Consider the following 22679-nt stretch of genomic DNA (forward strand, 5'->3'; position numbering starts at 1 on the left):
ATCGCTAATAGTCGCGTTTCCACCGGATGCTCGCGCTCGTCCCGCCTAATGTCGACACTTCGGACAGGATCGACAGCGAACGGGTGAGCGAGACTTCGATCCGGGTGGCGGTATAGCCCTGCGCATCGGTGGCGAGTTCGACATAGACATTGCGGCCGATATACTGGCCGGCGGCGATCGAGGTGCGGCGGCCGGTGGCGATATCGGCCGGCAGGATGCGCAGCCGGTCGATTCCGAGTCCCTTGCGCACCAGGTTGATGGGGTTGAGCCCGGCGCCGTTGCCGCCGCGCAGCGTGGCGAGCGCCCCGGCGAGCTGCACCGCTTCGGGTGCCGACAGGTTGGTGACCGATTCGCCGAACAGGATGCGGCTGAGCACTTCGTCTTCGGGCAGGGCAGGCACCGAGCTGAAGGCGATCGTCGGCCGTTGCGCCGTTCCGGTGATGTCGAGCTGGGCCGTGAAGCCGCTGGCGGTGCTGCTGGCGCTGATGTTGATGGTCGGGTCGGGCGGAAAGCCCCCCTGGAAGCGCAGGTCGCCGCGGGTCAGCGTGAAGCGCTTGCCGGCAAAGTCGTAATCGCCGCGCACCAGTTCCACCCGCCCGGTCAGTTCGGGCGCGGTGACCGGCCCGCGCACCTTCAAGTCCGCCTGCCATTCGGATTCGAGGCCCATGCCGGACACGAACAGCCGGCGATCGGCCGTGACACCCAGGTTGAGCAGCCAGCGGGTCGGCGCCACATAGACATTGACGCGGCGACCCAGGACATGGGTGTTGATCTCGCGCACCGGCAGCACCGGCACTTCCACAGCGGCGGAGCGGCCGATGCGATAGCGGGCATTGTCGACGCGCAACTGCCCCGAAATGACGCCGCCATATTCGTCGGTGGCGATGCGGACATTGCCGGTGGCGGTGGCGGAGAGGTCGTCGCGCTTGACCAGCGCCGCGTTCTTCAGTTGTAGGCGGATGTCCATCGGGAAGCTGCGCGCTGCCGCCAGGTCGATGCCGCCGGTGCCCGAGATGGTGCCGTTGCCGACCCGCCCGCCGAAGCGCACGAGTTCGAGCCGCGACTGGGTGAAGCGGGCATCGAGCGAGGCCTGGTCGATGACGGCGCCGAGCAGCGTCGCTTCGACCCGCGCGCCTTCGCTGCGTGCCGTGCCGGTCAGCTGCGGATTGCCGAGGATGCCGCCGACATCGGCCGAAATCGCGATGGGGCCGCGCACATCGACCCCGTTGACGCCGGCGAGGCCCCAGACCGCTTCGGCCGGGCCCTGGTAACGCAATTGGGCGAAGACCGGGCTGGCGAACAGGCGTTCGACCAGCGGCTCCTCGCCCGGCGGAATCGGCCCGATACGCATCTGGGCGCGGCCTTCCACCTTGCCGCCGCGGACGATGACGGCGCGAGCCGTGGTGGCATTGGCATCGAGCGAGGCGTTGATGCCGATGTCGATGGGCGCGGACACCGAGGCGATGCCGGCGCGCGACAGCGCGTTGATGCGCAACGCCGCGGCACCAACGGGCACGCCGGCATCGGTCAGCGCCACATCGATGGTGCCCGACACCCGGCCGCTGACATCGATGTTGGGCCAGGCGATGGTGAGCAGGGCGAGGGAGACGCGGTCGAAGGTCGCCTTCAAGGCATTGCGATCGCCGAACGCGCCGGACACGACCAGCTTGCCTTCAGGCGTGACGATGGTGACCGGCGCCAGTGACCAGCCGCCGGGTGTCCGGTTCAGCAACGCCGGCGCCGACAGGGTGATCGGGCGGCCATCGAGCGTTCCGGAGGCGTTGAGGGTGATATGCTCGGGGTCGAAATCGGCGTCGAGCTTTGCCGTGAACGGAATGTCGGTGCGACCCTTGACGGTGCTGCTGGCGCGGCCCCGGCCATTGGCGAACGCGATCGTGCCGGCGGTCGATTCGATGACAAGGTCGCCGCGCCTGATGTCGCCGAAGCTGAAACTACCGTTGAGGCTAAGGCCTTCGGCTGGCAGCAGCACCGCCAGTTTCAGACTGCCGGTGTCGATCGTCACCGGCGTGGCAAGGTTGATCTGCGCCTGGGCCGCGGTGGCGGTAATGTCGGCGCGCTGGACCCCGTCCTGCGCACTGAGCGCGACGACAGCGGCAAGGCCCTTGCCGGTGACATCGATGCGGCCGGCAAACGGGCCTTCGGCGGTTTGTTCGAGCGTGCCGCTGCCGATCAGCCCCGCCAGGCTCAACCGGGTCAGGTCGATCGCCAGCGGACCGGCGCCGGCCCGGATGATGCCGGTGCCGGCGATGGCGCCATAGCTGGTCTGGCCCTGGGCATCGAAGCTCCAGCCCTGCGGGGTGCCGGCGATCCGCGCGGTGACAGCGGCGAGCCCGATGCCGAGCCCGGGCTTGGCGAGGGTGACATCGATGACCGGCTTGGCCAGCGGCCCGGCAACAGCCAAGGTGAAGCGACCATAAGCGCGCGATACGCCGGTGGCGTTGGCACGAACGATGCCTTTGGCGGACAGGCTGCCGCTGCCGGTGGCGTTGAGCCCCGGCGAGACGAGGCGGAAACTGCGGATTGTGATTGACTGGTCGCCGGCCACGGCGATGTCGGCGGTGAGCGTCGGCAGGCCTTCGGTCAATGCCGCGATGCCGGCATTGTCGAGCCGGGTGACACGGATCCGCACCGGGCCGGTGACGCCGGGCCCGGTGGGACTGGACGCGATACGCAGATCGGCAGTGACATCGGCGAGTCCGATGCCGGGGATCGCGAGCTTTTGCACCACCGCCGAGGTGGTGACGAGGAACAGGCCGGTCGTCGGGTTGAACAGCAAGGTGACCGTGCCGCTGAAGCGGTCGCTGCGATAGCGGATCTTGTCGCCCGTCAGCACGCCATTGCCCCAGCGCAGCGCACCATCGATCCGCACATTGGTGAGGAACGGCGTGGCGGCGTCACCCAGTCCGGTGATTCGGCTGGCGCTCGCGGCGACGGGAATGAGCAGCGGCACGGTGCCGCCGCGAATGATGCCGGCGGCGCGCAGGTCGGTGGCGACGGTGGTCCCCCAGCCGAGGCTGTCGGCGGTCACCCGATAATCGATCAGCGGGCTGCGGAACGTGCCGGCAAGACGCGCGGTCAGGCGGACGTCGCGGCCGGACACGCGCGGGTCGATGGCGGCGGGTTGCAGCAGGCGCGCCGTGACGGCAACATCGTCGAGGCGTTCGTCGGTATAGTTGACGCTGCCCCTGACCCGAATATCGATGGCGGCGCTGGCAAAGGCGGCGTTGATCGCAGCCTCGCCATCGGCGATCTGGGCGCTGGCATCGATGGTCAGCTGCGGCGCCGTCAACCGCGCCGGCAGGCCGGTGAGGATGGCGCCGGGCATCGCTGTGCCGTTGGCTGCAAACAGGCCCGACTTGCCGGTGATGGCAATGGCCGCGATCGGCTTTCCGCCCAGGCTGGCGTCGAGCCGGCCGGCCCAGTTCGACCATTTGCCATCACCCTGCAGCCGCGCATCGAGCGGTGCCGGCAGGCCGAGCAGCGCGACGATGGCGCCGCCGGCCGGCGCCGCGATCAGGCCGTCCATGTCGAACTTGTCGGCATCGGGTTCGGTATCAAGGTGGAGGCGCAGCGTGTCGCCGCTGCCCCGGGCGGTTTCGCCCAGCGTAAGCACCGTCAGGTCGACGAGCGCGCGGCCGGCGCGGATGGTGGCATTGCCGCCGGCGCCGAGCGTCCGCAGCTTGCCGGTTACCGGTGGTTCCAGCACCAGCCGATCGATGCGAAACCGGCCGATGGCAAAGTTGAAATCCGGAAAGAAGGTCTTGGATGTCGACGGGTTGAACCGGGGCAGGCGGAGCAGCCGGAATTCCGGCGTGGTGATGCGGCTGGCCGTGAACGTCTTCGACACAAGGTCGAGCGGACGCCAGTCGAGATCGACCCGCGGGATGACGGCGAACACGCCCGTCGGGTCGGAAAGCGTCATGCCGTGGATGGTCGCAGCGCCGAACAGCGAGCCGTCGATGCGATCGACATGGACGGTCAGGCCGATTTCCGTGCGGATTTTCGGCAACTGGCTGGCGGCGAAGGCGCGGCCACTGTCGGTGTCCAACCAGCGGATGGCGCCGTAGACGAGCAGCGCCAGCGCCAGTGTCGCAAGGACAGCAAAGGACAGGACGCGCGCGATACTGCCGCCGGGCGCGAAACGCGGGCTGGCGGCGTCTTGCGCCATCAGAACGCCTGGCCGATCGACACGTAGAAGGCGATCTTGGGGTCATAGACCTGGCGGTTGATCGGCGTCGCGATATCGATGCGGACAGGGCCGAAGCTGGTGAAATAGCGGACGCCGATGCCGGCGCCGAAGCGCAGATTGTTGAAGCCGGGCACCGTGTCCTGATCGACATTGCCGGCATCGAGGAATGCAACGACGCCCAGGTCATTGCCGAACGCCTGGAAGCGGTAACGTCCTTCCACCGATGCCTCGGTAAGGCTGTTGCCGCCGGTCGGCGTACCGTCGTCGGCGCGCGGGCCGACTCCCTGGAAATTGAAGCCGCGCACCGAGCCGCCGCCGCCCGCGTAAAAGCGGCGATCGGGGGCGATGCGGCCGCGGCTGGCGCCGATGATCGACCCGACATGCAGCCGCCCGGCAAGCACGAAATCCCCGAACGGCAGATAGCCGGTGCCTTCGAACTGCGCCTTCACATAGTTGAGGTAGCTGCCGCTGCGCAGCGTCAATTCGGGCGACAGCCGGCCGGTCAGGCGGAAACCGCGCGTCGGATCGAGCAGATTGTCCGACCGGTCCCAGGTGACGATGCCGGGAAAGGCGAGGATGAAAAAGGTGTTGTTGGGGTCGTTCGGCGCCGAACGGTCGCGCTGGCGGGTGACGAGGAATTCGCTGCCCAGTGCATAGGTCCATGGCTTCTGCCAGTTGAGGTTCGACACGCGATCGACACGCGCGCTGACCTCGAAGGTCGTGGCGTTGAAGGCGTCCTGTTGTTCGGCGGACAGGCCGGTGCGCAGCGTCAGGGTCTGGTCGCGGCGTTTCCAGTCGCTGCGGCGGAATTCGGTGGCAACCACCTGTTCGCGTTCGGCAGCGATGCCGCGGAAGGTGAGGGCACCCTGCGGCGGGAACATGTTGCGGTTGGTCCAGCTGCCCTCCAGGCGCAGCCCCTGGCCGGTCGAATAGCCGCCGCTGGCCGACACGGTACGCGTCGGCGCGGCCTCGGTGGTCACGACCAGGTCGACGACCTGGGTGCCATCGGCCGTCGGCGTGCCGGCGGCGACGGGCCTGATCGACACCGTGCCGAACAAGGTGGTGTGGATCATCGCGCGGCGCAGATCGTCACGCAGCGCGCCATTATAGGGGTCGCCAGGGCCGAAGCGGGCGAGGCGGGCGACATCGCTGTCCCGCATGCCCTGGGCTTCGCCTTCGATGCGGATGGTGCCGAACACACCGCGCGGGCCAAGGTCGATGGTCTGCACCAGCGTCGCCGTGCGGGTGGCGTGGTCGATGACGATGTCGGGCTTTCCGACCACCGGGAACGGAAATCCGGCGTCGGCGATCTGGACGGCAAGGCCCTCCTGCGCCGTGGTCACGCGCAACGCATCAACCGGGTCACCCGCGGCGACTCCGAGCCAGGGCTTGACGATTTCGGCGGGTGCCGGCCCCGTGGCATCGGCCGGCGCAACGACATTTACCGAGGCGAACGTGTACAGGGGGCCCGGATCGACGGTCAGCACGACACGCGACGGGCCATTGGCAGTTGCCGGCGGATTGACCTTGACGACGGTGTTGCCGCCATAATGGCCGACCGAGCGCAGCAACTGGTCGATCAGGTCGCGGTCTTCCGCGCTGCGGCGGTTGATCTGCGCGATGTTGGTTTCGTCGCCTGCATTGGCCTTGAGCACCGACAAGCGGCGAAAGCTGTCGGCAAGGCCGAGCGGATCGAGGCCGACGACCTCGACCGTGTAGCGGATGCTGGCAGCGGCAGGGGGTGGTTCGGCATCGGCGGTGGATTCAACCGTCGGCCATTCGACGCTGCCGGCCATCGGCGCGAAATCCTTCGGGTCGAGGCCGAGCATGGGAAGGGTGGCGGGGGCCGCGGGTGCCGCCGCCGGGGGTTCCTGCGCGCGCGCCGCCGGCGCGGGCGTAACGATGACAGCGAGAACGGCGAGGACGCTTCCGCACGGACGGCGGATCCCGATGATAGCTGGCAGCGTCACACCGACCGTCCTAGCCCAGCGATTTGCCTGCGCAAAGCGGTGCGACGGCACAAAAGTTGGCAGGATGGGGTGCTGCGTGCCAAAGCAGCGAGATGCCCATCGTTCCCGAACCGATCCCCGTCACCCGCCCGCCCCGGCGTGGCGGCGGCTGCCTGATTGCTGCCGGGCTCATTCTGGGACCGATCATCGGCCTGGTGTTCGGAGAAGTGTCGATCGGGCTGGTCGCCGGCGGGGTGATCGGCGTCATCGCGGCGGTGGTGATGACGGTACGCGACGGCCGTTAGACGGGGGGTCAGACCAGCCTGCGGCCGACCCAGACAACGCGGCCGATGACATTGACTCCGGCCGGGTCGCAATCGTCCCAGCTCGGATAGGCGTCATTGTCGCTGCGGATCGCCAGGCGCCGCGTCGCGGGGTTGACGGACAGGCGCTTGACCAGCAGCGCGTCGTCGGTGCGCAAGACGTAGATGCCGTCGCGCAGCCGTTCGCGATCGGCGGTATCGACCAGGATCTGGTCTCCATCGGCGAGCGTCGGCAGCATCGAATCGCCGGTGACGCTGATCACCGACAAGGCGGCGGGGTTGCCGCTGGCGACGCTGCGCACCCAGGTCGATTGAAAGGCCAGGGCAGTCAGCGGGCTTTCGTCGTCTGCCACGGCGCCGCTGCCGGCCGACGCGCCGATGGCGAGGCGCGGGATCAGCACATAATCCTCGGCACGCTGGATGAGATCGGGGCGGGCGACGACAGCGCGGCCATTGTCGTCGGGTCCGCCGAGCAGACGTTCGGCGATGCCGAAATGCTGCGCGATGACACGCCGATCCGTTTCCGACAGGCGGCGGGGAACGCCGCGCTTGACGAACTGCTGGATATAGGTCGGATTGCGGCCGAGACGCCGCGACAGCGAGGCATAATCCTCACCGCGCGACGCAATCAGCTCGTCCAACCGCTTGCGGATGGCGATACTGTCCATGTTTTCACGAACCTCCTCTCCCGGCTCGCTTACCGCAACCATAGCATAGTTTTTTGCCTAGACTAGTAGGATTTGCCGACGGATAAATTGGCACCGTCGCCGAATCGAGGGACATGACAGGCGGCGGCGGGGGAAGGGAACAGCTGATGACATTATTGATGGTCGTTGAGAAGCACTTACGCGCAAAAGCGCTGTCGCCATCACGATTCGGGCGCCAAGTATCTGGCGATCCACGCTTTGTCTTTGATCTGCGACGCGGTCGGGAGCCTCGTCCGGCGACGACCGCCCGGGTTCTTGCCTATATTGCCGGCGCAGAAGCGGCAATTGCCAATGCGCGCGGCGCCAATTCGGATGGGGACCGGATCTGATGCAGATGATCACCAGCCATGTGGCCAATGCGATCCGCCGTCGAATCGACGAACTGGTTGCCAGCGATACGGTGGATAGGGAAAAACCGACTCTCATCGTCGAGGCGTGTCGACAGACCGACTGGGCAAGCCTGACGTTTGTCGGCGCGCTGGTCGAACTCGATCTTCGGCTGGAGGGTGGCCGCGAGGCGGTGGCCGCAGCGATTGCGACCTTGTGCAATCGCCTGCCCGACAGCGACATTCCCGTTGCTGGCCATTTCGTCGCCGACATCCAGGTGGTGGCCGGAGCGGATGCCACCTTCGCAGCAGGGGACGGCGTCGTTCGCACCCTGCGGATCGAGGCGCTTTGCATCCGCGATTGACGGTTAGGCCTGGCGTGCGACGGAAGATCGCATCAGGCACCAAAACTGAGTGATGCTCGAATAGCCCTTGCAGCCGGGCGCGATGTCGCTTCAATATGAGCGCCGATCAAATCGAGATGGCCGTGGGACTGCGGTCATGGGGTGGGCAGGGGTGCGCGGGTGATGGCCAAGGTCGGCGTGGTATCGACAGTGCTGCTGCTTGCCGGCTGTGCGGCATCCCCGCAGCCGGCAGTCATCGCCGATGAGCGGCCGGTGCCGGTGCGGCTGGCGGCGGCGACCAGTGACAGCGGCGAACAGCGGCTCGCCGTCAGCGGGACGGTTCGCATCAAGCGCGAGACGGCGCTGGCCTTCAATGCCGCCGGGCGGATCGCTGCGATTGCCGTGCGCGAAGGCGATCCGGTCCGCGCCGGCCAGGTGCTGGCCAGGCTCGATCCCACCGGGCTCGACGCGTCGCAGGCCTCGGCGCGCGCGGAGGCGGTGCGGGCGGATGCCGATTACCGGCGGTTGCAGACCCTGTTCGACAAGGGCTGGGTGACGGCACCGCGCCTCGAGACGGCGCGGGCCAGTGCCGCGGCGGCGGCGGCACGGGTCAGGCAAACCGGGTTCGATGTCGGGTTGGCTGTCATTCGCGCGCCGTCGTCTGGGACGGTGCTGCGCCGGCCGGCAGAGCCCGGACAGATCGTCAGCCCCGGTGCCACCGTGCTGATCATCGGCGAAGCCAATAGCGGCCATGTGCTGCGCGTACCGATCGCCGACGCCGACCTCGGCCGGGTGCGGCTGGGGCAGCTTGCTGCCGTCACCGTGCCGGCGGTCGGCCCGCAGCCGATGGCGGCGCGCGTGTCCGAAATCGGCGCGCGCGGGGACGATGGGTCCGGCACCTTTCGCGTCGAAATGGCGTTGCCGGCGCGGCCGGGGCTGAAATCCGGCATGATCGGCAAGGCAGTGCTGCGCTTTGGCGGCATCGGGCCGGGCGTCGCGCGCGGCGGCGTGGTCATGGTGCCGGCGAGCGCGATATTTTCCGCGCGCGCCGATGAAGGCTTTGTCTATGTTCATGACAGCGCCGCCGGCCAGGTGCGATTGCGCCAGGTGGCGCTGGGGCGCGTCGGCGATGCCGGGGTGCAGGTGACGGGCGGCCTGCGCGCCGGGGAGCAGGTCGTCGTCTCCGGTCCCGACCGGCTGCGCGACGGCACCCGGGTCGCCATCGCGGCTGCCGCCCGCGCACGCGGCTGACGGGATGGGATTCATCGATTTCGCGGTCAAGCGCTGGCAGATCACGCTGGTCGCCTTTGCCCTGCTGTTCGCCATCGGGCTGTCGGCCTTCCTGACCATCCCACGGTCGGTCGATCCGCACTTTCCGTCGCCGTTCGTCAACATCATCGCGACCGTGCCGGGCGCCGAGCCGTCCGACATGGAGACGACGATCGCCAAGCCGATCGAAGATGTCCTCCAGGGGCTCGACGGCATCGTTCGTGTCCAGTCGCGATCGACCGATTCGACCGCCGTCATCACGGCCGAATTCAGTTGGAGCGGCGACCCTGAGCGCAATTACGACGAGGTGGTGCGCGAGGTGAACGCCATCCGCTCGACTTTGCCGTCGGCGCTGCAGCGGCTCGAATTCCAGAAGACGCGGACGACGGAAGCTGCCGTGCTGCAATTTGCGCTTGTCAGCGACACCGCCAGCTATCGCCGGCTGGAAAAGCTGGCGAAGGACCTGCGCGAGCGGATGAACAGGGTGCCGGGGGTGCGCAACTCGCGCGCCTGGGCCATTCCGACGCCGGAGGTGCGCGTGGCGATCGACAGCGGCCGACTGGCGCAGCTGGGTCTGCCGGTGACCGCCATCACCGACGCGCTGCGCGCCGGATCGACCGACCTGCCGCCGGGCGCGGTGCAATCGGGCGACCAGCGGTTGAACGTCCAGGCCGGCGGCGCCTTTCGCAGCGTCGACGAGGTCGCCGATGTGCCGGTGCGGGCGGCGAATGGCACCGTGGTGCGCGTCAAGGACGTCGCCGGCGTCGGCTGGGATTACGAGGAACAGCCCCATTACGCCCGCTACAATGGCAAGCGCGCCGTCTGGGTGACGATCACCCAGAAAGACGGCCTCAATGTGCTCGACATCCGCAACAGCGCCATTGCGGCGGCCCAGGACTATCGCAAGCTCCTGCCGCCAGACGTGCAGCTGGAAACCGGCTTCGACCAGTCGTTCGATATTGCCCGCAAGCTCGACCAGCTGGGGCGCGACTTCGCCATCGCGTTGGCGATCGTGCTGATCACGCTGCTGCCGCTCGGCTGGCGGGCGTCTCTGGTGGTGATGGTCTCCGTGCCGTTGTCGCTGATGATCGGCGTCGCGGTGCTGGCGACGCTGGGCTTCACGCTCAACCAGCTGGCGATCGCCGGCTTCATCATCGCGCTGGGGCTTCTGGTGGATGACTCGATCGTCGTCACCGAAAATATCGCCCGACACTTGCGGATGGGGGAGGGCCGGCAAAAGGCGGCGCTTTCGGGCACGCGCGAGATCGCCGTAGCGGTGATCGGCTGCACCTTCGTGCTGCTGTTCGCCTTCCTGCCGCTGGCCTTCCTGCCCGAAGGCGCCGGCAAGTTCACGCGCTCGCTGCCGGTGGCGGTGCTGGGGACGGTGGCGGCGTCGTTGCTGGTGTCGCTGACCATCGTGCCGTTTCTCGCCAGTCGCATCCTGCCGGCAAACGAGCCTGAGCACGGCAACCGCTTCCTCCAGGCCATCCAGAACGGCATCCAGCGCTTTTATGCACCGGTACTGCACTGGTCGCTGACAAGGCCGTGGCGGGCGATGGCGGTGGCAACGGTGATCGTGGTGTCCGGCTTTGCCTTGGTGCCGTTCATCGGATCGAGCCTGTTCCCGCCGGCCGACGCATCCTATTTCCTCGTCACCGTCACGGCGCCGGAAGGGGCGGCGATAACCCAGACCGATCGGGCTGTCCGCCTGGTCGAGCAGGCGACGCGCGGCGAACCCGATGTCACGCAGGTGCTCGCCAATGTCGGGCGCGGCAATCCGCAGATCTTCTACAACCAGCGCAGTTTCGACCAGCGCACCAATATCGGCGAAGTGCTGGTCAATCTGAAGCAATGGGATCCGGTCGCGGGCCCGGCGCTGGTCGAGCGGCTGCGCCAGCGCTTCGCCGCCGGTCCCGATGCGCAATATGTGCTGAAGGTGTTCCAGAACGGCCCACCGGTCGATGCGCCGATCCTGGTCAAGGTCGTCGGGCCCGATCTCGACGTGCTTAAGCGGCTGGCGGGCGAGGTCGAGGCGGTGATGCGGCGGGTGCCGGGGACACGCGATGTCAGCAACCCGGTTGCAGTCGACCAGCCGCGACTGGAACTCGGCCTCGATACCGGCAAGGCGGCGCTGCTGGGTGTCCAGCCCGGGGCGCCGCGCCGGGCGCTGCGGCTGGCGCTCGCCGGCGAGGCGGCGGGGCGGCTGCGCGACCGCGAGGGCGACAGCTATAATGTCGTGGTGCGACTTCCACTCGACCGGCGGCACGAGGTCTCGGCGCTCGACGATGTCTATGTCGCCGCGAGCAACGGCGCCATTCCGCTGCGCGAGATCGCGACGCCGCGGCTCGATTCGGCGCCGCCGCGGATCAACCGCGAACGTCAGCAGCGGACGGTGTCGGTCCAGTCGCAAGTTGCCGACGGCTTCCTGACAGCCAAGGTCAACACCGCCGTCTATGCCGCTTTGAAGGCGATCGAATTGCCGCCGGGCTACAGCTTCGATGAAGGCGGCGAAGCCGAGGTTGCGGCGCGCAGCTTCGGTGGGCTTGGGCCGATCATCGCCATTGCGGTGTTCGGGATCCTGGGGGTGCTGGTCATCGAATTCGGCCGGTTCCGCGAGACGGCGGTGGTCGCCGGCGTCATCCCGCTCGGAATTTTCGGCGGGCTGGTGGCGCTGTTCGTGACCGGCAATTCGATCAGCTACACCGCCGTCATCGGCTTCATCGCGTTGATCGGGATCGAGATCAAGAACTCCATCCTGCTCGTCGATTTCACCACCCAGCTGCGCCGCCAGGGCCTGGGGCTGCGCGACGCGATCGAACGCGCCGGCGAAGTGCGCTTCCTTCCGGTGCTGCTGACCTCGGTGACCGCGATCGGCGGGTTGCTGCCCCTCGCTCTCTCCGGATCGGGCCTTTACGGGCCGCTGGCCTGGGTCATCATCGGCGGGCTGATATCGTCGACGCTGCTCAGCCGGATCGTGACGCCGGTGATGTACCTGCTGATCGTGCGCGGCGCGGCGCCGGAACCGGCCTGAGGGGCCATTTCGCTCAGTCGAAAGGATAGCGACTTCGATGGCGCACCGCCCGAATTGGTGATTGACGAACATACCAACTGGTCGGTATGTTTTTCTCATGTCCGCACGAACCCGCCTGCTCAACGCTGCCACCGCCATCATCCGGCGTCAGGGGTTCGCGGGGACATCCGTCGATGGGCTTTGCGGGGTGGCCGGTGTGACCAAGGGGGCGTTTTTCCACCATTTCGCCTCCAAGGAAGCGCTGGGGGTCGCAGCGGCGGAGCATTGGTCGGAAACGACCGGCGCGCTGTTCGCCGGCGGCGACTGGCATCGCCACGCCGATCCGCTGCAGCGCATTTTCGGCTATATCGACTTTCGGGCAGCGTTGATCGCCGGCGCCCCGGCTGAGTTCACCTGCCTCGCCGGCACCATGGTGCAGGAAGCGCACGAGAGCAGCCCTGCCATCCGCGATGCCTGCCGGCGCAGCATCTTCGGCCATGCGGCGACGCTGGAAGCGGATTTTGCCGCGGCCATGGCAGCACATGGTGTCACCGGCACCACCGCCGAAAGCCTGGCGCTGCACACCCAGGCGGTGCTGCAGGGCGGCTTCATCCTTTCGAAAGCCACTGGCGACACGGCGCCGTCGCTGGCCGGGATCGACCATCTGCGCCGTTACCTGACCTTGCTTTTTGGGGAGAAATGCAATGACGGAGACAATGGACGCCCGGTTGACGGGGGTGACGCCGCACATCGTCTGCAATGACGCGGCGGCAGCGATCGCATTCTACAAGGCGGCGTTCGGAGCCACCGAAATGATGCGACTGCCGGGTCCCGATGGCCGGCTGTACCACGCCTCGGTGATGATCAACGGCGGCTTGCTGATGCTTGTCGACGAATTTCCCGAAATGCCTGTTGCCGCGCCCACGACGCTGAACGGCAGCTCCGTCACGCTGCACCTGTACAGCGACGATGCCACGGCCGCGATCGCCCGTGCCGCTGCGGCCGGAGCGACGGTAACGATGGAGGCCCAGCCGATGTTCTGGGGCGACATGTACGGTATGGTCACCGACCCGTTCGGCCATGTCTGGGCCATCGCGACGCCGATGGGGCCACCCAAGACGGCTGACGAACTCGCCGCCGCCATGGCGGGCGCCTGACCATGGCGGGCCATATCACCCCCTGTTTCTGGTTCGCCAGCGAAGCCGAAGCCGCCGCCCGCCATTATGTCGGCATCTTCGACGATGCAGCGCTGGGCCATGTTTCGCGTTATGGTGCCGACATGCCGGTGGCCGAAGGCACGGTTCTGTTTGCCCAGTTCACCCTGCGCGGCCAGCCGTATATGGCGCTCAACACCGGCCGGCCGATCGCCTTCAACGAAGGCATTTCGCTTTCGGTCGATTGCGCGACGCAGGCCGAAATCGACCATCATTGGGACGCGCTGCTCGCCGATGGCGGTGCACCCGTGCAATGCGGCTGGCTGACTGACCGCTTTGGGGTCAGCTGGCAGATCGTGCCGCGCATGATGGACGAATGGATGCGGACTGGCACCGCCGGGCAGGTGGCACGGCTGATGGCGGCGATGATGGACATGGTGAAGCTCGACATTGCCGCCCTGCAGCGCGCGTTCGAAGGAGAATGACGATGACCGATGCCCCTGACGCGCTGTTCGAACTGGCAGTCGAGCGGCATTTCGACGTGCCGCCGACGGCGATCTGGCAGGCCTGGACCGACCATCTGACCGAATGGTGGTGCCCGCGGCCATGGACAACCGAGATCATCGACTGGGACATGCGGGCCGGCGGCGCGGCGCATGTGACGATGCACGGGCCGGACGGTGGCATCAGCGACATGCCGGGCGTGTTCCTGGAGGTGACCGAGCCGAACCGCATCGTGTTCACCAACGCGTTTACCGCGGGGTGGCGGCCGCAGAAGCCGTTCATGGTCGGCATTTTCGAGTTCACCGACGATGGTGCCGGCGGCAGCCATTATCGTGCCGCCGCGCGCCACTGGGACAAGGCGGCGATGGACGAGCATGCCGCAATGGGGTTCGAACAGGGCTGGGGTGTCGTTGCCGACCAGTTGCTGGAGGTGGCGCGGCGCATCGCTGGCAGATGATGGCTTTACAGATCCTGCGCCGGTCGACGACGATGTCGGTAGGGGACAACATTGCCATTTGGTAATGTTGTTGCTAGACGGCCGTCCACCGATACAGGAGTAGCCAATGCCCAAGTTTGCCGCCGGCGTCGTGCGTTTCCAGCGCGACGTTTATCCGCACAAGCAGGAATTCTATGACACGCTGAGCACGGGTCAGGCACCAGAGGCGCTTTTCATCACCTGTTCCGATTCGCGGATTGAACTGGGTACGCTGACCCAGGCGCAACCGGGCGATCTGTTCGTTGTCCGTAATGCCGGCAACATCGTGCCACCACACAGCAATTCGACCGGGGCAACGACGGCCGCGATCGAATTCGCTGTCGGTGCCTTGAAGGTGTCGCACATCGTCATCTGCGGGCACACCGATTGCGGCGCAATGAAGGGTGCGGTGGCACCTGACAAGCTCGATTCGCTGCCGCATGTCCGCGCGTGGCTGGGCTATGCTCGCGCGGCAGTCGAAATTGTTGCGGCGATTGGCAACGACTTGACCGACCAGGAGCGTATGCTGCTGCTGCTGGAACAGAATGTCATTCTGCAGTTGCAGCATTTGAAAACCCACCCGACGGTGGCAGTGGCGCTCGCAACGGGCTCTTTGCAACTGCACGGCTGGGTTTACGACATCAAGGCTGGTGAAGTGTATGCCTATGATGAGGAAATCGGCGACTTCAAGCCGGTGAGCGAGCGCTACGCCGAGCAGATGAAAGAGTTTCTTTCGGCTGATCTGCACGATCATGGCTGACGCCATGACCAGCGTCTGACGCTGGCGGGGAAGCGACCTTGCCCAGGCGAGTCAAACCGTCTGGGCGCCCCGCACCAGCCGGCCGGGCAGGGCACCCGTCGGCACGCCGCGGCGATAGGTGACCTTGCCACTCTTGATCGTCACCGCATAGCCATCGGCAAGCTGGCGCAGGCGTTTGCCGCCCGCCGGCAGGTCGCGGACCATCGCCGGCGCGTGGAGCACAAGACCGTCCAGATCGATGACATTGAGATCGGCCTTGTAGCCGGGCGCAAGCAGGCCGCGGTCGCCAAGGCCGACGGCGGCGGCCGGGACGGCGGTGAGCGAGCGGATGGCGGCGGGCAGCGGCACGGCGCGGTCGGGGCCTGCATCGCGGACGAAGTGCGTCAGGTAGAAGGTCGGGAAGCTGGCATCGCAGATCAGGCCGTAATGCGCCCCGCCGTCGCCCAGGCCGATGATGGTATCGGGGTGGGTGCACATCTCGCGCGCCGCATCGAGGTTGCCGTCGCGGTAGTTGGCGCCGGGCAGGAACAGGATGTTGCGGCCGTCATTTTCGATCAGCAGGTCATAGGCGACTTCGGCGGCCGTCCGCCCCTGGCGTTCGGCGATCCGGTCGAGCCGATCGTCCGGAGCAGGGTCATAGACCGGCGGTTCGCCCATCAGGTAGGTCGCGGTGGAGGCAGCGACGATCTGCAGGAAAAACGGATTGGTGTCGTCAGGCGCTTCCGCCAACAGGCGGGCGCGCAGCGCGGGTTCACGCAACGCCGCGACCTTTTCGGCCAGCGGCAGGTCGGCGAGCGGCCGGAAGCTCGGGTGGAGCGAAAAGGGGTGGAACGACAGGTCGAGCCCGAACAGCAACCCGACGGGTCGCGGGTAGACCTGGCCATGGATGGTGACGCCGTCGGCATTGGCAGTTTCGAGCGCGCGCAGATATTTGCGCCAGCCGTCCGCGTCGCCGGTCGCCATCTGCAGCAGCGAAAACGACAGCGGCCGGCCCGCCGCCTCGGCGACGCGGCGCATCAGTGCGAACTCGTCATCAGCCTCGCCGAAAATGTCGGCAATGAGCTGATAGACGCCGGCGCCCGCGTCGCGCAGCCCCGCGGCGAGCGCCAGCAACTCGTCCTCGGGCGAATTGAGGCTGGGCGCGAGCTCCCCGGCGCGGGTCCGGTGCAACATGTTGCGCGACGTGGTGACACCGAGCGCACCGGCACGGATCGCTTCGGCGGTCAGCGCCCGCATCTGGGCCAGGTCGGCATCGGTCGGCGGCTCGCGTCGCGCACCCCGCTCGCCCATCACATAGACGCGCAGCGCCGAATGCGGCAGCTGCGCCGCGACGTCGATATCGAGCTGGCGGGCGGCAAGTGCGTCGAGATAGTCGGGAAACGTCTCCCAGTTCCACGGCAGGCCGGCGGTCATCACCACTTCCGGAATGTCCTCGACGCCTTCCATCAGCGCTACCAGCATGGCGTGCTGGTCAGGCTTGCACGGCGCGAAGCCGACGCCGCAATTGCCCATGACGACCGACGTGACGCCATGGCCCGATGACGGCGTCATCCGCTGTTCCCAGGTTGCCTGCCCGTCATAATGGGTGTGGACATCGACGAATCCGGGCGTGACGATATGACCGGTCGCGTCGATTTCTTCGGCGGCGCTGCCGGTCACGCTGCCGATGGCGACGATGCAATCCCCGCTGATGGCGACATCGCCGATGCGCCCGGGGGCGCCCGATCCGTCATGGATTTCGCCGCCGCGGATGATCAGGTCATAATCGGCCATGTCGCTCTCCCAGGATCATTGGCTACCACGGGCGGGCGGGGCCGGCACCGGCCGCAATGAACAGGGAACCGATGAACAGGGCAGCGATGAACAGGGCACCCACGAACAGGGCGCCGTTGCGTGGCCGCGCCCCTGCGACTATCCATCCTGAATGAAACGCTTTACCGGCCAAGACCGATCGATCACCGACAAATGGCGCCCCGCGACGCTGGCGGTGCGCGGCGGCACGATGCGGTCCGATTTCGGCGAGACCTCCGAAGCGATCTTCATGACTTCGGGCTATGCCTATGACAATGCCGAGGAAGCGGCGGCGCGGTTCCGCGGCGACCGGCCCGGGATGACCTATAGCCGCTTGCAGAATCCGACGACGGACATGCTCGAAAAGCGGCTGGCACTGCTGGAAGGCGCCGAAGCCGCGCGCGCCACGACGACAGGCATGGCAGCGATGAGCGCGGCGTTGATGAGCACGCTGTCGGCGGGCGACCATCTTGTCGCCGGGCGCTCGCTGTTCGGGTCGTGCCGGGTGCTGGTCGATACGATTTTGCCGCGCTTCGGCATTCAGACGACGACCGTCGACGCGACCGACACCGACGCCTGGGCGCGGGCGCGGCGGCCCAATACCCGCGCCTTCTTTCTCGAAACGCCGTCGAACCCGGGGCTCGAAGTGTCCGACCTGCGGGCAATCGCCGATATCGGCCATGATGCCGGCGCGCTGGTCATCGTCGACAATGCCTTTGCCTCGCCGATCGTCCAGCGACCGATGGACCATGGCGCCGACATCGTCGCCTATTCGGCAACGAAGCTGATGGACGGGCAGGGGCGGGTGCTCGCCGGCGCCGTGCTCGGCAGCGAAAAATGGATGAACGACGTCTATCTTGCCTATGCCCGCCACACCGGCCCCAATCTGTCGCCGTTCAACGCCTGGGTCGTGCTGAAGTCGCTGGAAACGCTCGATCTGCGCGTGCGGCGGTCGTGCGAGAATGCGCTCAAGGTCGCGACATTTCTCGAAGCGCGGATGCCGCGGGTGCTTTACCCCGGCCTCGCCTCGCACCCGCAGCATGCGCTGGCGATGCGCCAGATGGCGGCAGGCGGCACGATCGTCGCGCTGTTCCTCGATGGCGGACGGCCCCAGGCGCACGGGCTGCTCGATGCGCTGGAACTGATCGACATTTCCAACAACCTCGGCGATTCGCGCAGCCTGATGACGCATCCGGCATCGACGACCCATTATGCGGTGACCGCCGAGGTGCGCGACCAGATGGGGATCACCGAGGGCATGTTGCGCCTGTCGATCGGCCTCGAGGACCCGCAGGACCTGATCGACGATCTCGACCAGGCGCTGCGGCACATCGGGCTTTGATGATCGGTCTGATCTTTCCCTATGCGGCGACCACCGGCGCGGTGACGGTGCGGGTGGCGCCGCGCTATCTCGACGAGCAATCGGACCCGATCCGCGGCTATCATGTCTGGGCCTATCAGGTGCGGATCGAAAATGCCGCCGATACGGCGGTGCAGCTCATGTCCCGCCATTGGGTGATCATCGATGGCGACGGCCGGGTGGAGGAAGTGTCGGGCGATGGCGTCGTCGGCGTCCAGCCGGTCATCGGCGCCGGCCAGGCCTATGACTATGTCTCCGGCTGCCCGCTGCCGACGCCATCGGGTACGATGCACGGATATTACACGCTGCGGCAGGGCGCGGCGCGTTTTGACGTGACCATCCCGGCCTTTGCGCTGGAAACCCCCCGCGTGCGACCGGCGGCGCACTGACATGAAGCGCACGCATTTGCCGCTCAACGCCCTGCGTGTCTTCGACGCGGCGGCGCGGCACCTCAGCTTCACCAAGGCGGCGGACGAACTGGCCGTCACCCCGGCGGCGGTGGGTCAGCAGATCCGGGCGCTGGAGGACACGCTGGGCGTCGTGCTGTTCAAGCGGATGACGCGCAACCTCGAGCTGACCCCCGAGGCGACACGGGCCTTGCCGGCGCTGCGGGCCGGGTTCCTTCAGTTCGAGGAATCGGTGCGCATCCTGCAGGACGGCCAGAGTTCCAAGGTGCTGACGATCGCGGCGCCGCGCGACCTGATGGCGAAATGGCTGGGGCCGCGGCTGGCAGCCTATGGCGCACGCCATCCCGATGTGCGTTTCGTCGTCGCCGGCATCGACGGCACCCCCGATGTGTTGCCGGATTTCACCCAGGCCAATCTCGACCTGGCGATCGTCTTCTGCGGCGAGCCGGCGGACGAAGGCATCCATGGCCGACCAATCGGTGCCGAGACGCTGGTGACCGTGGCCGGGCCGGCGGCCGAGCCGCGCATCGCCCATCCTGCCGATCCGGAAGCGCCCGGCATCACGGTTGCCGATGCCGGGCTGGCAATCGATGCCGCCGCGGCGGGACTGGGCTGCGCCCTTGTACCGGCAACGCTGGCTGCCGCCGATCTGGCGGCCGGCCGCGTGGCCCTGGTGGGCACGCCTGCGCCGAGCATGCGGTCCTACTGGCTGGTGGCGCCGACCCCGCAATGGCGCCAGGCCAAGGTGCGGGCAATGGTCGAGTTCCTGCGCGGCTGAGGCGATGTTGCCCATGGCTCCCGCCTGGCCGCCGGATTAAAAGCACGTCACGGCGCACGGTCGCAGCAGTGGAAACTTGATTGCGCGCCGCGTGTTGGTAGTTTAGCGGGCTGAAGGGGATCAACCATGGGATTGAGCATGAACAAGTCGATTTTTGTTGCTGCCGCTGTTGCTGCCGGTGTCGTGTCGATGCCGGCCTTTGCCCAGGCGATGCCTGCCGGCAATGCCGCAGCCGGTGAAAAGGTTTTCGCGCAGTGCAAGACCTGCCACGTCACGGACAAGGGCGTGAACCGCGTCGGGCCGTCGCTGTTCGGCGTCGTCGGCCGCAAGGCCGGTACGGTTCCGGGTTACAAATATTCGGCCGCAAACCTCAAGAGCGGCCTGACCTGGACGCCGGCGCAGCTCAACACCTATCTCGAAGCGCCGCAGAAGGTCATCAAGGGCACCAAGATGGCATTTGGCGGCCTGAAGAAGCCGCAAGATCGCGCCGACGTCATCGCATTCCTCGCGACCAAGAAGTAAGGCGCAGCGCCGCGCGCGCGTAGCCAAACGCTACGCGCCGACAGGCGCCAGCCCGATCGGCGGGCGGTGGCGTTCTCCACCGAGCCCGTTGGGCGCCAGCATGGGCTTTGCCCATGCCACCTTTGGAACGGCCGGCGACACTCTCGCCGGCCGTTTTCCTGTGCATATTGCATCGACCCACGCCGAGCGGCATTCTTGGGCCAGGAGGGTCAGGATGTTCGCTGCCTTGCTTGCGACTATGGCGCTCGCTGCGACCGACGTGCCACCGGTGCCTGGCCTGTGCACGGCGCCTGTGCCAGCCGACCGCGATACGCCCGGCTGCTACAGCACGGGGGCAATCGCAATCGCGGCAGCGCCCGACGCGCTCCACTGGCAGGTGCATCAGTTCCCGACGACGGCGGCGGCCGCGGCCGAGGCGGGCCGGCACCGCTGGGCCAGTGTCGCCCAGGCGCATTCGCGCGCCTGGCTACATGTGCTGGGGCCAGCCGACGAGGTGGTCGCCGGCGGCACGCGGCGCGCGCTGATCGGCCCGCTGGCGCCGCCACCCGGCCCGGTGACGGCGCATTTCGCCGAAGCGATCTTTCCGCCCGGCATGCAGACGCGGGTCCATTCGCACCCGGGCCCCGAAGCCTTTTATGTCGTCGAAGGCGAGCAGTGCATGGAAACGCCGACCGACCGCGCGACGGTGCGCGCCGGCGGCACCTATATCGTGACGAGCGGGCCGCATCTGCAGGCGGCGCCGCGCGGCCGTCGCAACCTGGTGCTGATCCTGGCGCCCAGGGGCCAGCCGGCTGTCGTGCTGGGGGGCGATTGGCAGCCGAGCGGCTATTGCGCCTCCTGAACGAAGCCGGGGCCGTTCCCTCCCGCACCGCACCATGCTAGGGCGCTGCCCATGCTGACCATGAACAACGTCACCGTGCGCCTTGGCGGCCGGACCATCCTCGACAGTGCCACTGCCACGCTGCCGCCGCGCGGGCGGATCGGGCTGATCGGCCGCAACGGCGCCGGCAAATCGACGTTGATGAAAGTCATCGCCGGGACGCTCGACCCCGACAGCGGCAGCGTCGACATGCCCAAGAGCGCCCGGCTCGGCTATGTCGCGCAGGAAGCGCCGGCGGGGCAGGGCACGCCGTTCGAAACCGTCCTCGCCGCCGATGTCGAACGCGCCGCGCTGATGGCGGAGGAAGAAGCCGGCCATGTCGAGCCACACCGGCTGGCGGAGATCCACGACCGGCTGATCGCCATCGATGCCTATACGGCCGCGGCGCGCGCCAGCCGCATCCTCGTGGGCCTGGGCTTCGACGAGGCAGCGCAGCATCGCCCGCTCGACAGCTATTCGGGCGGCTGGCGGATGCGCGTCGCGCTGGCCGCGCTGCTGTTCTCGCAGCCCGACCTGCTGCTGCTCGACGAGCCGTCCAACCACCTCGACCTCGAAGCGACGATGTGGCTCGAATCCTTCCTGAAAACCTATCGCGCGACGATCGTGGTCATCAGCCACGAACGCGACCTGCTCAACAACGTCGTCGATCATATCCTGCATCTCGAGCAGGGCAAGATCACCCTCTACCCCGGCGGCTATGACGATTTCGAACGCCAGCGTGCCGAGCGGCTGGCGCAACTGGCAAGCGCGCGCGAGGCGCAGGCGACGCAGCGCGCCAAGTTGCAGGATTATGTGGCGCGCAATTCGGCGCGTGCGTCGACCGCCAAGCAGGCCCAGTCGCGGCAGAAGGCGCTGGCCAAGATGCAGCCGATTGCCGAGGCGGTGACCGACCCGACGCTGGTCTTCAACTTCCCGTCGCCGCCACCGCTGAAGCCGCCGCTGGTGCAGATCGAATATGCCAGCGTCGGCTATAACGACAAGCCGGTGCTCGAACATGTCGACCTGCGGCTCGATCCCGATGACCGGCTGGCGCTGCTCGGGCGCAACGGCAATGGCAAGACGACGCTGGCCCGGTTGCTGTCGGGGCAGTTGAAGGCGATGGCGGGCAGCGTCGCGGCGCCGGGCAAGCTGCGGGTCGGCTATTTCACCCAGTATCAGGTCGAGGAGCTGGACAGCGACGACACGCCGCTGGAGCATATGAGCCGGCTGATGCGCGGCGCCAACCCGAGCCAGGTGCGGGCGCAGCTGGGCCGCTTCGGGTTTTCGGGGGGCATGGCGGAACAGAAGGTCGGCAAGATGTCGGGCGGTGAAAAGGCGCGGCTGGCGCTGGCGCTGATCACCCGTGACGCACCGCACCTGCTGATCCTCGACGAGCCGACCAACCACCTCGATGTCGATACGCGCGAAGCGCTGGTGCAGGCGCTCAACGACTATGACGGGGCTGTGGTTGTGGTGAGCCATGACCGCCACATGATCGAAGCGAGCGCCGACAGGCTGGTGCTGGTCGATGCCGGGCGAGCGGTCGAATTCGCCGGCTCGCTCGACGACTATACCGACTCTATCCTTGGCAAGTCGCCGGCGGCGCCCGAAGGCAGCAAGGGCAAGGGCAGCGGCAACAAGAAGGACGACCGCAAGGCCGCGGCGGCGGCGCGCGAAGCCTCTGCGGGGCTGCGCAAGGCGATCAAGGATGCCGAGGCGGAAACGGCGCGGCTGACGGCGCGGATTGCCGAGATCGATGCCGCTCTGGCTGACCCCAAGGCCGCCAATGCGTCGGACCGCCACCGCCCGGCGAGCGACCTGATGCGGCTGCGCGGCGAAGCGGACAAGGCCCGCGCGGCAAGCGAAGCGAAATGGCTGGCGGCGAGCGAAGCGCTGGAAGGCGCCGCGTCATAGCGGCTCGCTGCCCGCCG

Annotated in this window: 20 protein-coding genes; 16 read left to right on the top strand and 4 right to left on the bottom strand. The window is 67.5% G+C overall.

What is annotated here, in order from left to right; translation table 11 throughout:
* Positions 1–4: 4 nt before the first annotated feature.
* A complete protein-coding gene (locus GGQ62_RS15460) occupies positions 5–4189 on the bottom strand; it encodes a translocation/assembly module TamB domain-containing protein (RefSeq protein ID WP_152577871.1) in 4185 nt (1394 codons plus the stop codon).
* The gene (locus GGQ62_RS15465; protein ID WP_152577870.1) at positions 4189–6180 is read right to left on the bottom strand and encodes an autotransporter assembly complex protein TamA; all 1992 of its coding nucleotides are present in this window, start codon (positions 6178–6180) and stop codon (positions 4189–4191) included. Before GGQ62_RS15465 ends, GGQ62_RS15460 begins: the two co-directional genes overlap by 1 nt.
* 92 nt (positions 6181–6272) lie before the next feature.
* On the opposite strand from GGQ62_RS15465, the gene GGQ62_RS15470 reads away from it, so the two are divergent.
* Positions 6273–6464, top strand: a complete 192-nt coding sequence (locus GGQ62_RS15470; protein ID WP_152577869.1) for a hypothetical protein — start codon at positions 6273–6275, stop codon at positions 6462–6464.
* 8 nt (positions 6465–6472) lie between these two features.
* On the opposite strand, the gene GGQ62_RS15475 is transcribed toward GGQ62_RS15470, so the two are convergent.
* Positions 6473–7150 (bottom strand): S24 family peptidase, encoded by a 678-nt coding sequence (locus GGQ62_RS15475; protein ID WP_152577868.1) that lies wholly within the window; start codon positions 7148–7150, stop codon positions 6473–6475.
* Positions 7151–7296: 146 nt separating this feature from the next.
* Here GGQ62_RS15475 and GGQ62_RS15480 point away from each other — a divergent pair, with 146 nt between their 5' ends.
* The 9 genes from GGQ62_RS15480 (at position 7297) to GGQ62_RS15520 (ending at position 15031) form a co-directional block, all read left to right on the top strand.
* Complete coding sequence (locus tag GGQ62_RS15480) at positions 7297–7518, top strand: hypothetical protein (RefSeq protein WP_152577867.1); 222 nt, start codon at positions 7297–7299, stop codon at positions 7516–7518.
* On the top strand, positions 7518–7880 hold the full coding sequence (locus GGQ62_RS15485; RefSeq protein ID WP_152577866.1) for a hypothetical protein: 363 nt from the start codon (positions 7518–7520) through the stop codon (positions 7878–7880). Before GGQ62_RS15480 ends, GGQ62_RS15485 begins: the two co-directional genes overlap by 1 nt.
* A 162-nt stretch (positions 7881–8042) precedes the next feature.
* Positions 8043–9110: an efflux RND transporter periplasmic adaptor subunit gene (locus GGQ62_RS15490; protein ID WP_152577865.1), complete on the top strand. Its 1068-nt coding sequence runs from the start codon at positions 8043–8045 to the stop codon at positions 9108–9110.
* Between the two features lie 4 nt (positions 9111–9114).
* Positions 9115–12159, top strand: coding sequence for an efflux RND transporter permease subunit (locus tag GGQ62_RS15495; protein ID WP_152577864.1), 3045 nt, complete (start codon positions 9115–9117; stop codon positions 12157–12159).
* 97 nt (positions 12160–12256) lie between these two features.
* Positions 12257–12901 (top strand): TetR/AcrR family transcriptional regulator, encoded by a 645-nt coding sequence (locus GGQ62_RS15500; protein WP_152577863.1) that lies wholly within the window; start codon positions 12257–12259, stop codon positions 12899–12901.
* On the top strand, positions 12843–13295 hold the full coding sequence (locus GGQ62_RS15505) for a VOC family protein (RefSeq protein ID WP_152577862.1): 453 nt from the start codon (positions 12843–12845) through the stop codon (positions 13293–13295). Before GGQ62_RS15500 ends, GGQ62_RS15505 begins: the two co-directional genes overlap by 59 nt.
* Before the next feature lie 2 nt (positions 13296–13297).
* Entirely contained in the window at positions 13298–13777 is a 480-nt protein-coding gene (locus GGQ62_RS15510; protein WP_152577861.1) for a VOC family protein, read from the top strand.
* A gap of 2 nt (positions 13778–13779) precedes the next feature.
* Positions 13780–14253 carry an SRPBCC family protein gene (locus GGQ62_RS15515; protein ID WP_152577860.1) on the top strand — a complete coding sequence of 158 codons (474 nt, stop codon included), beginning with the start codon at positions 13780–13782 and terminating at the stop codon, positions 14251–14253.
* Positions 14254–14359: 106 nt separating this feature from the next.
* On the top strand, positions 14360–15031 hold the full coding sequence (locus GGQ62_RS15520) for a carbonic anhydrase (RefSeq protein ID WP_152577859.1): 672 nt from the start codon (positions 14360–14362) through the stop codon (positions 15029–15031).
* A gap of 51 nt (positions 15032–15082) precedes the next feature.
* On the opposite strand, the gene GGQ62_RS15525 is transcribed toward GGQ62_RS15520, so the two are convergent.
* Complete coding sequence (locus GGQ62_RS15525; protein WP_152577858.1) at positions 15083–16804, bottom strand: N-acyl-D-amino-acid deacylase family protein; 1722 nt, start codon at positions 16802–16804, stop codon at positions 15083–15085.
* A gap of 151 nt (positions 16805–16955) precedes the next feature.
* Between GGQ62_RS15525 and metZ the strand changes: the two genes are divergently transcribed.
* The 6 genes from metZ (at position 16956) to GGQ62_RS15555 (ending at position 22662) form a co-directional block, all read left to right on the top strand.
* Positions 16956–18164: an O-succinylhomoserine sulfhydrylase gene (metZ, locus tag GGQ62_RS15530; protein ID WP_152577857.1), complete on the top strand. Its 1209-nt coding sequence runs from the start codon at positions 16956–16958 to the stop codon at positions 18162–18164.
* Entirely contained in the window at positions 18164–18571 is a 408-nt protein-coding gene (gene apaG / locus GGQ62_RS15535) for a Co2+/Mg2+ efflux protein ApaG (protein WP_152577856.1), read from the top strand. The genes metZ and apaG overlap by 1 nt, the downstream gene beginning before the upstream one ends.
* Before the next feature lies 1 nt (position 18572).
* Positions 18573–19367 carry a LysR substrate-binding domain-containing protein gene (locus GGQ62_RS15540; protein WP_152577855.1) on the top strand — a complete coding sequence of 265 codons (795 nt, stop codon included), beginning with the start codon at positions 18573–18575 and terminating at the stop codon, positions 19365–19367.
* 138 nt (positions 19368–19505) lie between these two features.
* Positions 19506–19889, top strand: a complete 384-nt coding sequence (locus GGQ62_RS15545; protein WP_152577854.1) for a c-type cytochrome — start codon at positions 19506–19508, stop codon at positions 19887–19889.
* Positions 19890–20103: 214 nt separating this feature from the next.
* Positions 20104–20730: a cupin domain-containing protein gene (locus tag GGQ62_RS15550; protein ID WP_152577853.1), complete on the top strand. Its 627-nt coding sequence runs from the start codon at positions 20104–20106 to the stop codon at positions 20728–20730.
* A gap of 51 nt (positions 20731–20781) precedes the next feature.
* A complete protein-coding gene (locus GGQ62_RS15555; RefSeq protein ID WP_152577852.1) occupies positions 20782–22662 on the top strand; it encodes an ABC-F family ATP-binding cassette domain-containing protein in 1881 nt (626 codons plus the stop codon).
* Positions 22663–22679: the final 17 nt, after the last annotated feature.

Source organism: Polymorphobacter fuscus (assembly GCF_011927825.1).
In the GTDB taxonomy this organism is placed as follows: Bacteria; Pseudomonadota; Alphaproteobacteria; order Sphingomonadales; family Sphingomonadaceae; genus Sandarakinorhabdus; species Sandarakinorhabdus fusca.

Bases quoted from the DNA above. Each gene is read 5' to 3' on its own strand.
- GGQ62_RS15460 (WP_152577871.1), bottom strand. From the start codon at position 4,189: ATGGCGCAAGACGCCGCCAGCCCGCGTTTCGCGCCCGGCGGCAGTATC.
- GGQ62_RS15470 (WP_152577869.1), top strand. From the start codon at position 6,273: ATGCCCATCGTTCCCGAACCGATCCCCGTCACCCGCCCGCCCCGGCGT.
- GGQ62_RS15475 (WP_152577868.1), bottom strand. From the start codon at position 7,150: ATGGACAGTATCGCCATCCGCAAGCGGTTGGACGAGCTGATTGCGTCG.
- GGQ62_RS15480 (WP_152577867.1), top strand. From the start codon at position 7,297: ATGACATTATTGATGGTCGTTGAGAAGCACTTACGCGCAAAAGCGCTG.
- GGQ62_RS15485 (WP_152577866.1), top strand. From the start codon at position 7,518: ATGCAGATGATCACCAGCCATGTGGCCAATGCGATCCGCCGTCGAATC.
- GGQ62_RS15490 (WP_152577865.1), top strand. From the start codon at position 8,043: ATGGCCAAGGTCGGCGTGGTATCGACAGTGCTGCTGCTTGCCGGCTGT.
- GGQ62_RS15495 (WP_152577864.1), top strand. From the start codon at position 9,115: ATGGGATTCATCGATTTCGCGGTCAAGCGCTGGCAGATCACGCTGGTC.
- GGQ62_RS15500 (WP_152577863.1), top strand. From the start codon at position 12,257: ATGTCCGCACGAACCCGCCTGCTCAACGCTGCCACCGCCATCATCCGG.
- GGQ62_RS15505 (WP_152577862.1), top strand. From the start codon at position 12,843: ATGACGGAGACAATGGACGCCCGGTTGACGGGGGTGACGCCGCACATC.
- GGQ62_RS15510 (WP_152577861.1), top strand. From the start codon at position 13,298: ATGGCGGGCCATATCACCCCCTGTTTCTGGTTCGCCAGCGAAGCCGAA.
- GGQ62_RS15515 (WP_152577860.1), top strand. From the start codon at position 13,780: ATGACCGATGCCCCTGACGCGCTGTTCGAACTGGCAGTCGAGCGGCAT.
- GGQ62_RS15520 (WP_152577859.1), top strand. From the start codon at position 14,360: ATGCCCAAGTTTGCCGCCGGCGTCGTGCGTTTCCAGCGCGACGTTTAT.
- GGQ62_RS15525 (WP_152577858.1), bottom strand. From the start codon at position 16,804: ATGGCCGATTATGACCTGATCATCCGCGGCGGCGAAATCCATGACGGA.
- metZ (WP_152577857.1), top strand. From the start codon at position 16,956: ATGAAACGCTTTACCGGCCAAGACCGATCGATCACCGACAAATGGCGC.
- apaG (WP_152577856.1), top strand. From the start codon at position 18,164: ATGATCGGTCTGATCTTTCCCTATGCGGCGACCACCGGCGCGGTGACG.
- GGQ62_RS15540 (WP_152577855.1), top strand. From the start codon at position 18,573: ATGAAGCGCACGCATTTGCCGCTCAACGCCCTGCGTGTCTTCGACGCG.
- GGQ62_RS15545 (WP_152577854.1), top strand. From the start codon at position 19,506: ATGAACAAGTCGATTTTTGTTGCTGCCGCTGTTGCTGCCGGTGTCGTG.
- GGQ62_RS15550 (WP_152577853.1), top strand. From the start codon at position 20,104: ATGTTCGCTGCCTTGCTTGCGACTATGGCGCTCGCTGCGACCGACGTG.
- GGQ62_RS15555 (WP_152577852.1), top strand. From the start codon at position 20,782: ATGCTGACCATGAACAACGTCACCGTGCGCCTTGGCGGCCGGACCATC.